The 15,332-nt window shown below is 71.7% G+C and carries 16 protein-coding genes and 1 pseudogene; 6 read left to right on the top strand and 11 right to left on the bottom strand.

Annotated features, from left to right (window positions below):
- Positions 1–4 precede the first annotated feature (4 nt).
- From CR162_RS09515 to CR162_RS09475, 9 genes are all read right to left on the bottom strand, one after another.
- Positions 5–1,114 (bottom strand): NAD(P)/FAD-dependent oxidoreductase, encoded by a 1,110-nt coding sequence (locus CR162_RS09515; protein ID WP_099095318.1) that lies wholly within the window; start codon positions 1,112–1,114, stop codon positions 5–7.
- A gap of 78 nt (positions 1,115–1,192) precedes the next feature.
- Complete coding sequence (locus tag CR162_RS09510; RefSeq protein ID WP_099095317.1) at positions 1,193–2,116, bottom strand: ribokinase; 924 nt, start codon at positions 2,114–2,116, stop codon at positions 1,193–1,195.
- Positions 2,117–2,141: 25 nt separating this feature from the next.
- The gene (locus CR162_RS09505; protein WP_099095316.1) at positions 2,142–2,957 is read right to left on the bottom strand and encodes a transporter substrate-binding domain-containing protein; all 816 of its coding nucleotides are present in this window, start codon (positions 2,955–2,957) and stop codon (positions 2,142–2,144) included.
- Between the two features lie 32 nt (positions 2,958–2,989).
- Positions 2,990–3,742 (bottom strand): amino acid ABC transporter ATP-binding protein, encoded by a 753-nt coding sequence (locus tag CR162_RS09500; protein ID WP_099095315.1) that lies wholly within the window; start codon positions 3,740–3,742, stop codon positions 2,990–2,992.
- Positions 3,739–4,413, bottom strand: a complete 675-nt coding sequence (locus CR162_RS09495; protein WP_099095314.1) for an amino acid ABC transporter permease — start codon at positions 4,411–4,413, stop codon at positions 3,739–3,741. Before CR162_RS09495 ends, CR162_RS09500 begins: the two co-directional genes overlap by 4 nt.
- 10 nt (positions 4,414–4,423) lie before the next feature.
- The gene (locus tag CR162_RS09490; RefSeq protein ID WP_099095313.1) at positions 4,424–5,107 is read right to left on the bottom strand and encodes an amino acid ABC transporter permease; all 684 of its coding nucleotides are present in this window, start codon (positions 5,105–5,107) and stop codon (positions 4,424–4,426) included.
- Positions 5,108–5,126: 19 nt separating this feature from the next.
- Complete coding sequence (locus tag CR162_RS09485; RefSeq protein ID WP_099095312.1) at positions 5,127–6,014, bottom strand: NAD(P)-dependent oxidoreductase; 888 nt, start codon at positions 6,012–6,014, stop codon at positions 5,127–5,129.
- Between the two features lie 40 nt (positions 6,015–6,054).
- Complete coding sequence (gene rpiB, locus CR162_RS09480) at positions 6,055–6,501, bottom strand: ribose 5-phosphate isomerase B (RefSeq protein WP_099095311.1); 447 nt, start codon at positions 6,499–6,501, stop codon at positions 6,055–6,057.
- Entirely contained in the window at positions 6,498–7,265 is a 768-nt protein-coding gene (locus CR162_RS09475) for a FadR/GntR family transcriptional regulator (RefSeq protein WP_218014867.1), read from the bottom strand. Before CR162_RS09475 ends, rpiB begins: the two co-directional genes overlap by 4 nt.
- 172 nt (positions 7,266–7,437) lie before the next feature.
- Here CR162_RS09475 and CR162_RS09470 point away from each other — a divergent pair, with 172 nt between their 5' ends.
- Positions 7,438–9,039, top strand: coding sequence for an ABC transporter substrate-binding protein (locus CR162_RS09470; RefSeq protein ID WP_099095309.1), 1,602 nt, complete (start codon positions 7,438–7,440; stop codon positions 9,037–9,039).
- A 62-nt stretch (positions 9,040–9,101) separates the two neighbouring features.
- Here the strand turns inward: CR162_RS09470 and CR162_RS09465 are convergent, their stop codons facing one another.
- Positions 9,102–10,277, bottom strand: a complete 1,176-nt coding sequence (locus tag CR162_RS09465; protein WP_099095308.1) for an amidase — start codon at positions 10,275–10,277, stop codon at positions 9,102–9,104.
- A gap of 166 nt (positions 10,278–10,443) precedes the next feature.
- On the opposite strand from CR162_RS09465, the gene CR162_RS09460 reads away from it, so the two are divergent.
- Together CR162_RS09460 and CR162_RS09455 are read left to right on the top strand one after the other, a co-directional pair.
- Positions 10,444–11,316 (top strand): manganese catalase family protein, encoded by an 873-nt coding sequence (locus tag CR162_RS09460; RefSeq protein ID WP_099095307.1) that lies wholly within the window; start codon positions 10,444–10,446, stop codon positions 11,314–11,316.
- A gap of 34 nt (positions 11,317–11,350) precedes the next feature.
- Positions 11,351–11,800 (top strand): DUF2383 domain-containing protein, encoded by a 450-nt coding sequence (locus tag CR162_RS09455; protein WP_099095306.1) that lies wholly within the window; start codon positions 11,351–11,353, stop codon positions 11,798–11,800.
- Between the two features lie 61 nt (positions 11,801–11,861).
- Here the strand turns inward: CR162_RS09455 and CR162_RS09450 are convergent, their stop codons facing one another.
- The gene (locus CR162_RS09450; RefSeq protein ID WP_099095305.1) at positions 11,862–12,689 is read right to left on the bottom strand and encodes an ornithine lipid ester-linked acyl 2-hydroxylase OlsC; all 828 of its coding nucleotides are present in this window, start codon (positions 12,687–12,689) and stop codon (positions 11,862–11,864) included.
- 297 nt (positions 12,690–12,986) lie between these two features.
- Between CR162_RS09450 and CR162_RS22350 the strand changes: the two genes are divergently transcribed.
- The 3 genes and pseudogenes from CR162_RS22350 to CR162_RS09440 all read left to right on the top strand — a co-directional run.
- Positions 12,987–13,313 carry a hypothetical protein gene (locus tag CR162_RS22350; RefSeq protein ID WP_099095304.1) on the top strand — a complete coding sequence of 109 codons (327 nt, stop codon included), beginning with the start codon at positions 12,987–12,989 and terminating at the stop codon, positions 13,311–13,313.
- 100 nt (positions 13,314–13,413) lie between these two features.
- Positions 13,414–13,572 carry a hypothetical protein gene (locus CR162_RS22345; RefSeq protein WP_176559794.1) on the top strand — a complete coding sequence of 53 codons (159 nt, stop codon included), beginning with the start codon at positions 13,414–13,416 and terminating at the stop codon, positions 13,570–13,572.
- 157 nt (positions 13,573–13,729) lie between these two features.
- Positions 13,730–15,332, top strand: a pseudogene (locus CR162_RS09440) (membrane-bound PQQ-dependent dehydrogenase, glucose/quinate/shikimate family); the annotation flags it as partial.

Genomic DNA, 15,332 nt, shown 5'->3' with positions numbered 1-15,332 from the left:
GCCCTCAGCCGCGCCGCGGATCGTAGGGCGCCAGGGAGATCTCGGCCGCGCCGCGCAGCAGATGCTGCGCCAGCAGCCGCCCGGCATAGGGCCCCATGGTCAGCCCGCCCGCGCCCAGCCCATTGCCGATGACCAGCCCCTCGACCCCCGGCACGGGGCCGAGCAGCGGCTTCAGGTCCGGCCCCATCGGCCGCATGCCGATGCGCATTTCGTGCAGCGTCGCGCCGGCCAGGCCGGGTGCCACGTCGAGCGCCTGCCGCAACACCTGCATCACGCCGCCCGCCGTCAGCCGGTGGTCGAAGCCCGAGCCCAGCTCGCGCGTGGCGCCCACCACCACGCGGGAATCGTCGAAGGCCAGCAGGTAGTGGTGGCTCATCGGCAGCAGCACGGGCCAGTCCCGCGTCTGTTGCCCGGGCAGCAGAAGATGCAGGATCTGCCCGCGCTGCGGCTGCACCGCGAGTTCCAGCCCGAGCGGCGCCAGCAGGGGCGGCGCCCAGGCCCCGGCGGCGAGCAGCACCGCGTCGCCCTCGAACACGCCGCCCGCCGTGCGCGCGCCGCGCACCCGGCCGCCCTCCGCGAGCAGCCCCACCACCACGTCCCGGTGCGCCACGGCGCCGCGGCGCTGCGCCGCGCGCAGCAGGGCCGCCGCCAGCAACCTGCCATCGACCCGCGCCGCGCCGCTCAGATGCAGCGCCGGCTCCTCCGGCCGCAGCGGCGGGAACAAGGCCCGCGCTTCCGCCGGCGGCAGGCGGGACAGCGCCCCCGCCTCGGGCGCCTCCGCCATGCGGGCGCGGATGCGGGCCTCCGTCTCGTCGAGGCCGCCCTCGTCGCCCGCGATGCACAGGGCCCCCACGCGACGGTAGCCGAGATCGGTTTCGCCATCCTCGGCGAGCTGCACCACCAGCATGGGGTAGTCGCGCGCACCGCCGCCGGACAGGCGGTACCAGTCCGGGTCCGTCACGCGCGAGGACCAGGGGCAGACGATGCCCGCCCCCGCCGCCGTCGCGCGCCCTTCCAGCATCGGGTCGAGGATGACGACCTCGGCGCCGCCTGCCGCCAGGTGATAGGCCGCGCTGGCCCCCAGGATGCCCGCGCCGACGACGATCACCCGCATTCCGCCCGCTCCGTTCCGTTGCCCCGGCATCCTGCCCCGAACGGCGCGGCGCGCAAGCCCGGCGCGGCGGGGACCGCGCTAGGCCAGCCTGTCCAGCTCGGCGCAGAGGGGCATGCCCTGCTGCGCGCCGGGGCTGAGGCAGGCCAGGGAAGCCCCGGCGCAGGCGCGCGAAAGCGCGGGCGCCAGGGCCATGCCCTCCGCCAGCGCGGCGGCCAGGATGCCCATGAAGGTGTCGCCGGCACCCGTGGTGTCCACCGCCTGGACGGGGAGCGCGGCGGCGCGCAGCGTCTCGCCGGTGGTGGTGCAGGCCACCGCCCCGGCGCGGCCGAGGGTGACGATGCCCCCTTCCCCGCACCGCGCGGCGAGGCGGCGCATGGCGGCGGCGGCATCGGTCTCGGTTTCGCCCAGCAGCGCCAGGGCGGTGAGCGCCTCGTGCTCGTTCGCCACCAGCAGGTCGGTTTCCGCCAGAAGCTCCGGCAGCAGCGCGGCCTCCGCCTCGCCCGGGGCGGGGGCGAGGTTCAGCAGCACGCGGGCGCCCCGCGCGCGGGCCCGACGGGCCACCGCCAGCGCCTCGGCCGGCGGCACCTCCATCTGCAGCACCAGCACCCGCACGCCATCCAGCAGCGCATCCGGCAGCGCGTCGCTGGACACGGCGAGGTTGGCGCCGCTCGCCACGGTGATGGCGTTCTCCCCCGCCTCGCTCACGGTGATGAAGGCGCAGCCCGTGGGCAGGGCCACCTTGCGCACCGCCGCGATGTCCACGCCGTTGCGCGCCAGGTTGTCCAGCGCCGAGCGGCCGAAATCGTCCTCGCCCACGGCGCTGGCCATGCGCACCGCCAGCGCCGCGTCGCGCCGGGCGCGGGCTGCGGCCACCGCCTGGTTGGCGCCCTTGCCGCCGAAGGAGAGGTCGTACCGCTCCGACAGCACCGTCTCCCCGGGGCGGGGGATGGCACGCACCCGCGCCACCAGGTCGAGGTTGATCGAGCCGAAGACAAGGATCATGCCACGCCGCCCCGGAGAGTGTGGATCACGCGCCCGCGCCGCGCATGTGCTCGGGCAGCTCGGCGCCGTGGTACTTCTTGTAGATGGCGTTCAGCTTGCCGTTGCGGATGTTCTCGTCGATCCAGGCGTTGACCTTCTCCATCAGCGCCGTCTCGCCCTGGCGCAGCCCCATGGCGAGGTCGAAGTTGCGCAGCACGAACTTGGGCTCGAAGTTCCTGGCCGGGATGCGCTGGCCGATCTGCGCCACGATGGTGGCCGAGGTCGCCACCATCTCCGCCTGCCCGCTCACCGCCGCCGTCACCATGGTGGCGTCGTCGTCATAGCGGACGACGCGGAAGTTGTGCTCGCGCGCGAGGCCCGTCAGCTCGGTGTCCTGCGTCGTGCCGCGGGTGACGGTGACGGCGCGGCCGCGCAGGTCGGCCAAGCCCTTCACCGGCAGGTCGCGCGCACCGCCCACCACGGATTGCAGCGCCGCATAGGGCTTCGAGAAGGCGATGACGCGTGCCCGCTCCGGCGTGACGGACAGGGTGGAGATGATGATGTCCGCCTTGTTGGTCTGCAGGTTCGGGATGCGCGTGGCGCCCGTGGTCTGCACGAATTCGAGCTCCAGGCCCCAATCCTTGGCCAGCAGCCGCGCCACCTCCACGTCGGAGCCGATCGGCTCCATCTGCGGGCTCATCATGCCGGAGGGCGGGATGGCGAGGTCGGTGGCCACGCGGATTTTCCTGGCGCGCATGATGTCGTCGAGCTGGTCGGCGCGGGCGGGGCGGCCCCCCAGCGCGACGAGCGCGGCCAGCGCGGCGCCGCCGCCCAGGAACTGCTTGCGTGTGACATGGGTCATCTCAGAGGTCTCCCGTTTCTTGGATCTGGAACTCAAAGCCCGCTGCCGACGAACTGCCGCAGCTCGGCCGTCTCCGGCGCGTCGAGGATGCCGGCCGGGCCGGTCTCCCACACCTTGCCCTGGTGCATGAACACGATGCGGTCGGCGACGCGGCGGGCGAAGCCCATCTCGTGCGTCACCATCACCATCGTCATGCCGCCGGCGGCGAGCTGCTCGATGACGCGCAGCACCTCGCCCGTCAGCTCGGGATCGAGGGCCGAGGTCACCTCATCGAACAGCATCACCTGCGGCTCCATCGCCAGGCTGCGGGCGATGGCGGCGCGCTGCTGCTGGCCGCCCGAGAGCTGCTCGGGATAGGAATCCAGCTTGTCGCCCAGCCCGACCTGCCCCAGCACGCGGCGCGCCGTCTCGCGCGCCTCCGCGCGGCGCTTGCCCTTCACCGTCACCGGGGCGAGGCAGATGTTCTCCTCGATGGTGAGGTGCGGGAACAGGTTGTAGCTCTGGAAAACGATGCCGACATCGAGCCGCAGCGCGCGCAGCGGCAGCTTCGGGTCGCTGACGCGGTGGCCGCAGACGATGATCTCGCCGGACTCGATGGTTTCCAGCCGGTCGATGCAGCGTAGCGCCGTGCTCTTGCCGGAGCCGCTGCGGCCGATGATCGCCATGACCTCGCCGCGCGGCACCTCGAAGGAGACGCCGTCCAGCACCTTGAGGCTGCCGAAGCTCTTGTGCACGTCGCGCAGCGACACGACGGGCGCGGCGGAGGAGGGGAGAGGCTGGCTCATGGGGACACCACCTGCTGCCGGCGCGCAAAGCCGGTCCTGCGTTCGAGCCGCCGGCTCCAGCGGGAGAGCGGGTAGCACATCGCGAAGTAGAGCAGCGCGATGATGAGGTAGACCAGGAAAGGCTCGAACAGGCTGTTGTTGATGATCTGCCCGGCGCGCGCCAGCTCGACGAAGCCGACGACGGAGGCGAGCGAGGTGTTCTTGATGATCTGCACCAGGAAGCCCACGGTGGGCGGCGTGGCGATGCGCACCGCCTGCGGCAGCACCACGTGGAACATGCGCTGGGTGCGGCTCATCGCCAGGCACTCGGCGGCCTCCCATTGCGGCTTCGGCACGGACTCGATGCAGCCGCGCCAGATCTCGCCCATATAGGCGCTGACATAGAGGATCAGCGAGGCGCTGGCGGCGGCGAGCGGCGAGACATTCAGGCCGAGCGGCGGCAGGCCGAAGAACACCAGGAACATGATGACCAGCAGCGGCGTGCCCTGCACCACCTGCACATAGGCGCCGGAGGCGAGGCGGACCGCGCGGCTGCCGGAAACTCGGCACAGCGCCACCAGGAAGCCCAGCAAGCCGCCGCCCACCAGCGCGATGGCGGAGAGCACCACCGTCCAGAGCGCGCCCTGGAGCAGGAACTGGAGATGCGTGGCGCCGAGTTGGGTCGCGATCATGGCGTCATCCTCACAGCGGCGTGCCGAGGCGGCGGCGGCGCGGGAAGAGGACCAGCCCCAGCCCCCAGAAGCCCAGCCGCATGACGAAGGACAGCGCCAGGTAGAACAGCGCCACGGTGATGTAGGATTCGAAGGCGCGGTAGGTGTCGGACTGGATGTAGTTGGCCACCGCCGTCAGCTCCTCCGCCGAGATCTGCGAGGTGACGGAGGAGGCCAGCATCAGCAGCACGAACTGGCTGGTCAGCGCCGGATAGACGCGCTCCATCGCCGGCAGCAGCAGCACGTGCCAGTAGACCTGCCGCTGGGAAAGGCCGAGGCACTCCCCCGCCTCCAGCTGCCCGCGGGGAATGGAGTCGAAGCCCGCGCGCATGATCTCGGTGGTATAGGCGCCAACATTGATGGTCAGCGCCAGCGCCGCGACGGTGAAGGCGGACAGCGAGAAGCCGAGGCTGGCCAGGCCGAAATACACCAGGAAGATCTGCACCAGCAGCGGCGTGTTGCGGATCGCCTCGACATAGCCGCCGCAGAGCTTGGCCAGCCAGGGCGGGCCGCTGCGCCGCCCCACGGCGCAGAGCGCGCCAAGGGCGAAGCCGAACAGCGTCGCCAGCACCGCCAGTTGCAGCGTCATCCAGGCGCCGTCCAGGAACAGCGGCCAGCGCTCCAGGACGACGCCGAAATCCAGGCGGAGATTCATGGCCGCGCTCCCATCTGGCTCAGGCCGCGGCTTGGTTCGTCATGCGGTCATAGACCTTGAACAGCGCCTGGTTGCCGTTGCCGCCCTCGCCATGCGCCCGCGCCTCGACATACTGCGTCGTCACCAGCGCGGTGCCGGGCAGCGGCACGGACAGGGCATCGGCCAGCTCGCGCACCAGGCGCAGGTCCTTCAGCATCAGGTCGATGCGGAAGCCCGCCGCCGTCTGGCTCTCGATCATGGCCGGGCCAAGCCGGTCCAGCATCCAGGAGGCGGCGGAGCCGCCCAGCAGCACCTCGCGCATCTGCGCAAGGTCCACGCCGGCGGCGCGGCCGAGCGCGATCGCCTCGCACACCGCCTGCAGGTTGATGCCGCAGATGAGCTGGTTGCACAGCTTCACCGTCTGGCCCGCGCCGCTTTCGCCCACATGGTTGATGGTGGTGCCCATCGCCGCCAGCACCGGGCGGGCGCGGGCGAAATCCTCCGCGTCGCCGCCCGCCATGATGCTCAGCGTGCCGGCCCTGGCCCCCTGCGGCCCGCCCGAGACCGGCGCGTCCACGAAGCCGATGCCAGCCGCCTTCAGCCGCGCATGCATCTCGCGCACGGCGGTGGGCGCGATGGTGCTCATGTCCACCACCAGCCGCCCGGCCGGAGGGCTGGACAGCAGCCCGCCCTCGCCCAGCACCACCGCCTGCACATGCGGCGTGTCGGGCAGCATGGTCACGACGATGTCGGCGCCCGCGGCGGCCTCGGCCACGCTGGCGGCGGGCACCACGCCCTCCGCCGCCATGGCCCGCGCCGCATCGGCGCGCAGGTCATGGCCCCGCACGCGGTATCCGGCCTTGAGCAGGTTGCGCGCCATGTCGCAGCCCATCGTGCCGAGGCCGATGAATCCGACGGTTCCCGTCATTCCGTTTCCTTCCCTCTGCCGCCCTGCCGCAGGCAGCGGATCAGTCCTCGTTCTCCATGGCGTGCAGCTTCTGCACGCGGCGCACATGGTCCTCGTTGGCGTCGAACTTCGCGTCCAGGAAGCTCGCCACCAGGTCGCGCGCCAGCCAGGGGCCGACGATCTGCGCGCCGATGCACATGACGTTCACGTCGTCATGCTCCACCGACTGGTGGGCGGAATGGGCGTCGTGGCAGACGGCGGCGCGGATGCCGCGCATCTTGTTGGCGGCGATGACGGCGCCGACGCCCGTGCCGCAGACCAGCAGGCCGCGCTCGGCGCCGCCCTTGCGCACCGTGTCGCACACGGCGCGGGCGATGTCGGGGAAGTCCACCGGGTCCGGCGTGTGGGAGCCGACATCCTGCACCTCGTGGCCGAGCGCGCGGACATGGGCGATGACGTCCGCCTTCAGCGGAAAGCCGGCATGATCGCTGCCGATGACGATCTTCATGGGGTGTTCTCCTGCGGCGCCACGGGCCGCCGCGCGGCCTCCATGGCGTTCCTGAGACGGAATTCGTGGCCGATGGCGAAGTGCTCGCGCAGCGTCTCGTCCACCTGCCGCTCGTCGCGCGAGAGCAGCGCGATGAAGATGCGGCGGTGGTCCTCGACCAGGTGCGCGCGCATCTCGGGGCTGACGCGCACCACCTCGCGCCGCGCGATGTGCGAGCGGGTCAGCAGGTCGCTGATGGCGCTGTAGACGCTGCGCAGCGTGGCCGAGTGCGCCGCCTCCACCAGCAGCTGGTGGAAGGCGAAATCGGCGAGCCCGCCGGCCACCGGCTCGTCGATCGTGGACTCGATCCGCTCCAGCGCCTCGCGCAGGCGGTTGAAGTCGGATTCCTGGGCGCGCTGGCAGGCCAGCCGCACCGCCTGGCACTCGATGGCGATACGGGCCTGCATCACGTCGTCGGTGATGTCGGAATGCTGCGCCAGCACGAAGGTGAAGAACTCGCCCAGCACCGAGACGTCCGGGCGGCGCACCACCGTGCCCATGCCCTGGCGGATCTCCACCACGCCGAGCATGGCCAGGGCCCGCAGCGCCTCGCGCAGCACGGGTCGGCTGACGCCGAGCTGCACGGCCAGCTCGCGCTCCGCGATGAGCCGGTCGCCAGGGCGGATGGTGCCGTTCAGCAACTGCTCGCGCAGGAAGGCGAAGACCTTGCCGAACCCCCTGGCGCCTGCCTCCTCGGGGCGGACGATGCGCAGCGCTTCCTCCAAATTCCTTCTCCGGGCCATTCCTGGGCCAACTGGTATGACCACGGTATGGCGCCGGTCAGGAGCCGTCAAGACCAGTCGCCATTCCTTGACCCTGCGGCGCGGCGTTGCCTAGCCTCGGCGGGAACCGCCCCCGGCATGAAACAGGGGAGGCGGACCAGGGAAGGAACACGCCATGCGACGCCGTTCGCTCCTCCAGGCAACCGGGCTTGGGGGCCTTGCCCTCGCCTTGCCGCCGCTCGCAGCGCCAGGCCTCGCCCAGGGCGCGCGCGCCGGCACGCTGCGCTTCGTGCCGCAGGCCAACCTCACGGCGCTGGACCCGATCTGGACCTCCGCCATCGTCACCCAGATCCACGGCTACCATGTGTACGACACGCTCTATGCGGTGAACGGCGCGCAGAAGCCGCAGCCGCAGATGGCGGAGGGCCACACCGTCTCGGACGATGGCCGCCTCTGGCGCATCCGCCTGCGCGAAGGCCTGCGCTTCCACGATGGTGAGCCGGTGCGCGCGCGGGACGCGGCGGCGAGCCTGGAGCGCTGGTCGAGGCGCGATCCCTTCGGGCAGCTACTTGCCAGGGTGGTGGAGCGCTGGGGCGCGGCCGATGACCGCACGGTGGAGATCCGCCTGACGCAGCCCTTCCCCATGCTGCTCGACGCCATCGCCAAGCCGGATGCCAATGTCGCCTTCATCATGCCGGAGCGCCTGGCGCGGACGGATGCCAACGCACAGGTCGGCGAGGTGGTGGGCTCGGGCCCGTTCCGCTTCAGGGCGGATGAGTTCGTCGCCGGCAGCCGCGCCGTCTACACGAAGTTCGAGGGCTACCAGCCGCGCCAGGAAGCGCCGGACTGGGCCAGCGGCGGCAAGGTCGCGCATTTCGGCCGCGTCGAATGGCACATCATGCCCGACCCCGCGACCGCCGCGGCGGCCCTGCAGGCGGGCGAGGTGGACTGGGTGGAGCAGCCGCTGAACGACCTGCTCCCCACGTTGCAGCGCAACCGCAACATCCGGCTCGACACGCTCTTTCCCGCCGGCTTCATGAGCCTGATGCGGCTGAACCACCTGCAGGCGCCGTTCAACGACCTCCGCACGCGGCAGGCCGTGGCGCTGGCGGTGAACCAGGCGGACTACATGCAGGTGACCATCGGGCAGGACAGGTCGCTCTGGCGGGAGTGCCGCAGCCTCTTTCCCTGCGGCACGCCCTACGGCACGGAGGACCTCTCCGAGCTGGCCCGGCCGCCCCGCAGCCTGGACCGCGCCAGGGCGCGGCTGGCGGAATCCGGCTACAAGGGCGAGAAGGTGGTCATCATCAATCCCACCGACTTCCCGCTGATCGGCCCGCATGGCCAGCTCACCGCCGAACGGCTGCGGCAGATCGGGATGAACGTGGAGCTGGCGGACACGGACTGGGGCACGGTGGTGCAGCGCCGCGTCAGCCGCGAGCCGGTGGAGCGTGGCGGCTGGAGCATCTTCCACACCTATGGCTCGGCCATGGCCTATGCCAATCCGGGCGTGTCCTCGCTGGTGAAGGGCACCGGCGCGGCGGGCTGGTTCGGCTGGTACGAGAGCCCGCGCATGGAGGCGATGATCCAGGCCTGGCTGGCGGCGCCGGACGAGGATGCCCGCAAGTCCCTGGCCGACCAGGTCAACAAGCTGGCCCAGGACGAGGTGGCCACCATTCCGCTCGGCCAGTTCGTCGCCCGCACCGCCTACCGGAGCGACCTGTCCGGCTTCGTCCAGGGCAGCATGCCCTACCCTTGGGGGGTGCGGCGCGGCTGAGGGCGGGCCGGCGCCGCGCCGGGCGATGGCGCGGCGCCGGGCCCCTCCTCCGGCTTCCGCCCTCAGCCCGCCAGGGCGCGGGCGATGCCGAGCAGCCGCGCATCCTGGCCGCGCCAGGCGAGCAGCGACAGGCCCACCGGCTTGCCGGCCACCTGCCCCAGCGGCAGGCTGAGCTGCGGCACGCCCGTCAGCCCGGCGAAGGAGGTCAGCAGGCCGATGCGGTCCGACAGCGCGTCCAGCGCATGCAGCGGCAGGCCGAGCGGCGGCGCGGTGAAGGGCGTGCTGGGGATGCAGAGAATGGCGCCTCCGTCCAGCAGGGCCCGCGCCCGCTCCCGCACCCGGTGCCGCAGCGCGGCGGCCAGGGCGATCTGCGCCTCCGTCAGCGCGGCGCCGATCCCCAGGTTGCGCGCCACGCTGAAGGCCAGGCGCGGATTCACCCGATCGATCCAGTCGCGGAAGGTCTGCCAGCCCTCGGCGCGTTGCAGCACGGCGCGCTGGGAGCCCCATGCCGCCAGCTCCCCGGGCTCGCCCAGGGCCATGGGCCGAGGGGCACCGCCGAGCAGCGCCGCCACCCGGGCCGCCTGCGGCCGCAGCGCCGCCTGCACGGCCTCATCGGCCAGCGCGAAGGCGTCCTCGGCCAGCAGAAGCGGCCCCTGCCCCGGTGCTGCCGCCGGCTCGCCCAGCAGCACGGCGCCGGCGCGCGCGAAGGCCCCGGCGTCGCGGGCGAACCAGCCGGCCGTGTCGAAGCTCGGCGCCTGCACGCAGACCCCCTCGAAGGAGATGCGGCCATGGGTGGGGCGCAGCCCGTAGAGGCCGCAAAGGCTGGCGGGCACGCGCACCGAGCCGCCGCTGTCCGTGCCCAGGGCGATGTCGGCCAGCCCCGCCGCCACGGCGGAAGCCGAGCCGCTGGAGGAGCCGCCGGGCAGGCAGCCCGGCGCGGCGGGGTTGGGCGGCGTGCCGCAATGCGCGTTGAAGCCGAGAATGCCGAGCGACAGCTCGCAGGTGACCGTCTTGCCCACCAGCCGCGCCCCCGCATCCAGCAGGGCCTGCACGGCCCAGGCATGGCGGGCGGGCAAGGGCCGGCCCCGCGCCCAGTCCGGGTTGCCGGCGCCGGTCGGGTGGCCCGCGACGTCGAACAGGTCCTTGGCGGCGAAGCGCAGCCCGGCAAGCGGCCCCTCCGCCGCGCCGGCGATCTCCAGCCGCGGACCCTCCAGGAAGGCGCCTGTCTCCGATTCCATTCCACGATCCCCTTCGTCGCCGCGCCGCGCGGCGGATGGCCGGCAGCATCGCCGCGCCGGGGCGGCGCGTAAATCCGGGCAACGCTTTCGTGGAACCTTTGCCGGGCGATGCGTTTGCTGAGGGGAAGCCAACGTGCCCCGCAAGGCACAAGCAAAGGGAAGCCGCATGTACTATCACGACAAGCGCCTCCAGTACCCGGTTCGCGTCGAGACCCCCGATCCGCTTTTCGCCCGCCAGTTGCAGCAGGCGATCGGTGGCGTCGAAGGTGAGATCCGTGTCTGCCTGCAATACTTCTTCCAGGCCTGGGGCGCGCGCGGCCCGCACACCAAGTACCGCGACATGCTGCTGCACACGGCGACGGAAGAGATCGGCCACATCGAGATGCTGGCCACCGCCGTCGCGATGAACCTGGAGACGGCGCCGCTGACCTTGCAGGAAAGCGCCGCCGAGGCGAACCCGGTGGTGAACGCCGTGATGGGCGGCGAGCGGCCGCGCCACGTCGTGGAAGGCATGCTGCAGCGGCACCTGCTCTCCACCGGCCTCGCCGCGATGCCGACCAACGCCGACGGCGTGCCGTTCGACTGCTCGCATGTCTATGCCAGCGGCAATCTCGCCGCCGACATGTATGCCAACGTCACCGCCGAGGCGACGGGCCGGACCCTTGCCGTGCGCCTCTACAACGCCGCGCATGATCCCGGCATGAAGGACATGCTGAGCTTCCTTGTCGCGCGCGACACCATGCACCAGCAGCAATGGCTGGCCGCCATCGAGGAGCTGGGCGGCGCCGCGGCGCTGCCGATCCCGAACAGCTTCGACCAGGCCATGGAGCGGCAGGATTTCAGCTATGTCTTCCTGGGCACGGACGTGACGGGCGCGCCCCCGCCCGAGGGCCGCTACACCGCAGGCCCTTCCATGGACGGCAAGGGGCAGTTCAGCGTGCTGCAGAACACGCCGCTGGGCGAGGTGCCGGTGCTGGGCCCCGCGCGCGAGGGCTCTGGCGCGCAGGCGGAACAGATCGGCAAGCCGGCGGGCCGCTGAGCGGCTTCCGGTACACAGGAAAAAGGAGCGATCCATGGTTACCACCGTCGGCACCGAGAGCACCCTGCCCAAGCTGGTGAAGAACCTGCTGCTGCTGGAACACGACGCCATCGCCGCCTATGACGAGGTGATCGCGCGGCTGGACAATCCGGCCTACAAGCAGCAGATCGCCGCCTTCAAGGGCGACCATGACCGCCATGTGAGCGAGCTGACACAGATGGCGGCAACGGTGGGCGCCGAGGCGCCCATGGAAGGCGACATGAAGCAGTACCTCACCACCGGCAAGGTGGCGCTGGCCAGCATCATGGGCGACAGCGCCATCCTGCAGGCGATGCGCAGCAATGAGGAGGACACGGTGAGCGCCTATGAGCGCGCCAGCACCCATGCCGAGGCGACGGCCGAGATCCGGCAGGTCTTCGAGCGGGCCTTGCAGGACGAGAAGCGGCACCGCGCCTGGATGATGGAAACCGCCAAGGCCGGCTGATGGCCAGACCCGCCTGACAGCCACGGGGCGCCGCGCCAGGAACTGGCGCGGCGCCTTCGTTTCAGGCCTGGCGGTTCCGCAGCGCCTCGGCCTCGGCGTAGAACTTCTTTTCCCACGCCTTGTGGTTGTCCAGCCCCTCGCGGATGAAGGGGGTGAACACCGCCATGTTGAGCAGGAGCCAGTTCACCAGCCGCGCCGGAAAGCGCAGCGGCTTGACGAAATCGACGAACAGCACGACGCGTGTCTTGTCCGTGTGGTTCCACGCCTCGTGCTCATACGCGTCGTCGAAGATCAGCGCCTTGCCCTCGTGCCAGTTGCAGACCTGGTTCTCGACACGGATCGCGAGGCGGTCGCTCTGCTCCGGCACGATCAGGCCGAGATGTAGGCGCAGCACGCCGTTATAGGGGCCCCGGTGCGGCGGCAGGTGCTTGCCCGGCTCGAAGATCGAGAACATCGCCGTCTTCAGCCCCGGGATCTTCTGGACGATGCGCCATGTCTCCGGGCAGCGGCGGATGTTCTCCTCCGAGGACAGGCCATAGCCCGCAAGGAAGAAGGTCTTCCACGCGCTGTCCTTGCTGATCGTCTGCACGTCGGTGGAGATGTCGTGGAAGCTCGGCAGCTCGCTCTGCCGCACCAGCACCTGCTCCAGCTCCTTGCGGATCAGCGGCCATTCCCGCTCGATCTCCGCCGCCCATGGGAAGGTGGCGTTGTCGTACACGGGCGGATTGCCGACCTTGGAGCAGCGCAGGTTCAGCCGCTCGGCCGCCGCGACGATGCTCATGAAGAAGCGCGTGGCGCGGCTCGGGCGCTCCATCGGCGCGATGTTGGCGGTGCCGAAATTCTGCTGGGGCGCCTCCTGCCGCGCCGCCGCGGTCGGGTCGTGATTCATCGCGTCAATCCTTCGTGTCTGGCCTTCGTGTCTGGCTTGCCCGGCGGGCCGGGACGGAGGTTCCGGCCTGTCAGTGAAGGCGGCCAGTCCTTCCGTGTCAAAGGGCCTCTCCTCCGGCGGCGGTCAAGGGGTGGCGGCCGGGCGCCCATGAATTCTGCGGCAGGCGGTAGCCAGAAGCGGGCAATGCTGCGCATCTTGCGGCCGGAAGCGGAGGGTGCCTGGACCTTCACCGGGCCCGGCCCGCTGGAAGGCCGGCCTCGCACCGCGCGAAGACACCAAGCTGGAGACAGAACTGCCATGTTCACGTTGGAAATCGCCGGCCGGCCGATCGCCGTCATCGGGGCGGATGAGGAGGAGGCGCGCGACATCGTCGAGAGCGAGGCCTTCCAGGCCGATCTGCGCCGCCTGCTGCACGATGCCACCCCGCTCTGGGATGGCGAGGCGACCCTCGCCCTGCGCCCGGCGACCGAGGAGGAGATCGCCGACTTCCAGTCCGGCGAGGACGACGAGGAGGACGCCGACGAGGAAGGCGAGGAGGACGGGGGCGAGGATGACGAGGATGACGAGGACGCGCTGGAAGTGATGTTCCTGGTGCCGATCAACGACCCGGACGAGGAAGGCTGAGGGTCATCCGGGCCCGGCGGGCGCGCGCTTGACCCAGGTCAAGGCCAGGCTGGCGCCGCCGGGCCAGAAGGCTTCCCGGATATGTGAGGAAGGCGGAACCATGGGTATCATCGTGCGCATCATCCTGCTTCTGGGCGCGCCGCTGGCCGCCCTGCTGGTGGGGCGCGAGGCGGAGAACTACCCGGTGGTGCAGGCCATGATGGGCCTCCTGGCGGCTGTGGCCGTGCTGCTCGGCATCATCCTCCTGCGGCGCCGCTGAAGCCGCCGGCCTGCTTCCCGCTTCGCGCGGGAAGGCGGGCGCCCCGACCGGAAATGCCCGGGCGGCCGGGAACGATGCCCCGCCCCCGGAGTTTCCCTGCCAGGGTGGCGGCCAGCTCGCCGTGATGGCCGCCACCCCCGCCGGGGACGGGGGCAGCATGCAGCAACCGCAGACATCATCCTCCCGCTGGGGGCCCAACCTGCTGGCCATCCTGCTGGGGCTCGCCGGCCTGGCGGCGGCGGGCGGCGGGCTCTGGCTCGCCCTGCTGGGCGGCTCCTGGTACTACCTGCCCGCGGGGCTGGCGATGCTGGGGACGGCCTGGCTGCTCTGGCACCGCCGCCCCTCCGCCCTTCCGCTCCACGCCCTTCTGGTTTTGGCCACGCTGGCCTGGGCGCTGTGGGAAGCGGGGCTCGACTGGTGGCCCCTGGCGGCGCGCGGCGGCGCCATCTTCATCCTCGGCGCGCTGCTGCTGATCCCGCCTGTCACCCGCGCCCTGGCGGTGCCGGAAGGCGCCCGGCAGCCAAGCCCCGCGCGGGGCGGCGGGCTCGCGCTCTCGGCGGCGCTGGCGCTGGCTCTTCTCGCCGGCGGCGCCGCCCTGTTCAACGATCCGCACCGCATCGAGGGCCGCCTGCGCGAGGCGCGGCTGCCCCTGCCTCCCGCGCCCCGCGCCATTCCGGACGGGGAGTGGCATGCCTATGGCCGCACCGGCCTCGGCCAGCGCTACTCGCCGCTCGACCAGATCACGCCGCGCAATGTCGGCAGCCTGGAGGTGGCCTGGCACTACCGCACCGGCGACACGCCCGGCCAGCCGGGGGACCCGGAGGAGACCACCTTCCAGGTGACGCCGCTGAAGATCGGGGACCGCCTCCATCTCTGCACGCCGCACCAGAACGTCATCGCCCTGGAGGCCGATACGGGCCGGGAGGTCTGGCGCTACCAGCCCAGGGTGCGGGACGGGCTGGCGTTGCAACACCTGACCTGCCGCGGCCTCTCCTACCACGACCCGGCCGCCTATCCGCCGGCGGCAACGCCTCCCGCGCCCGAGGCCGTCCGCCCCGCCGCGGAGAACTCCGCCGCCACCTCCATCTCCCTGCCGGACGCGGCGGAGGGCGCGCGGCGGGTGGAGAGCTGCGCCCGCAAGCTGTTCATGCCGACCGCCGATGGCCGCCTGATCGCGCTCGACCCCGAGACGGGGGGGGTCTGCACCAGCTTCGGCGAGAGCGGGCAGATCAACCTCTGGGCCAACATGCCCCACCCCAAGCCGGGTGGCTACTATTCCACCTCCCCCGTGGTGGTGACGCGCCACCTCGTCATCATCGGCGGCACGGTGCTGGACAACGTCTCGACCCGCGAACCCTCCGGCGTGATCCGTGCCTTCGACGTCAACACGGGTGGCCTGGTCTGGAACTGGGACCCCGGCGACCCCGAGCAGACCGAGCCGCTGCCGCCCGGCCGGACCTACACCCCGAACTCCCCCAACAGCTGGTCGATCTCCAGCGTCGATGAGGCGCTGGGCCTGGTCTATGTGCCGATGGGCAACCAGCCGCCGGACCAGTGGGGCGCCAGCCGCGACGAGGACGCCGCCCGCTACTCCTCCTCCGTGGTGGCGCTGGAGCTGGCCACGGGACGGGTGCGCTGGGTGTTCCAGACGGTGCATCACGACCTGTGGGACTACGATGTGCCCGCGCAGCCCTCCCTGCTGGACCTCGCCATCGGCGGCAGCCGCGTGCCCGCCCTGGTGCAGCCCACCAAGCAGGGCG

Source organism: Teichococcus rhizosphaerae (genome assembly GCF_002631185.1).
In the GTDB taxonomy this organism is placed as follows: Bacteria; Pseudomonadota; Alphaproteobacteria; order Acetobacterales; family Acetobacteraceae; genus Pseudoroseomonas; species Pseudoroseomonas rhizosphaerae.
This window is presented reverse-complemented; position numbering and strand designations above follow the sequence as displayed.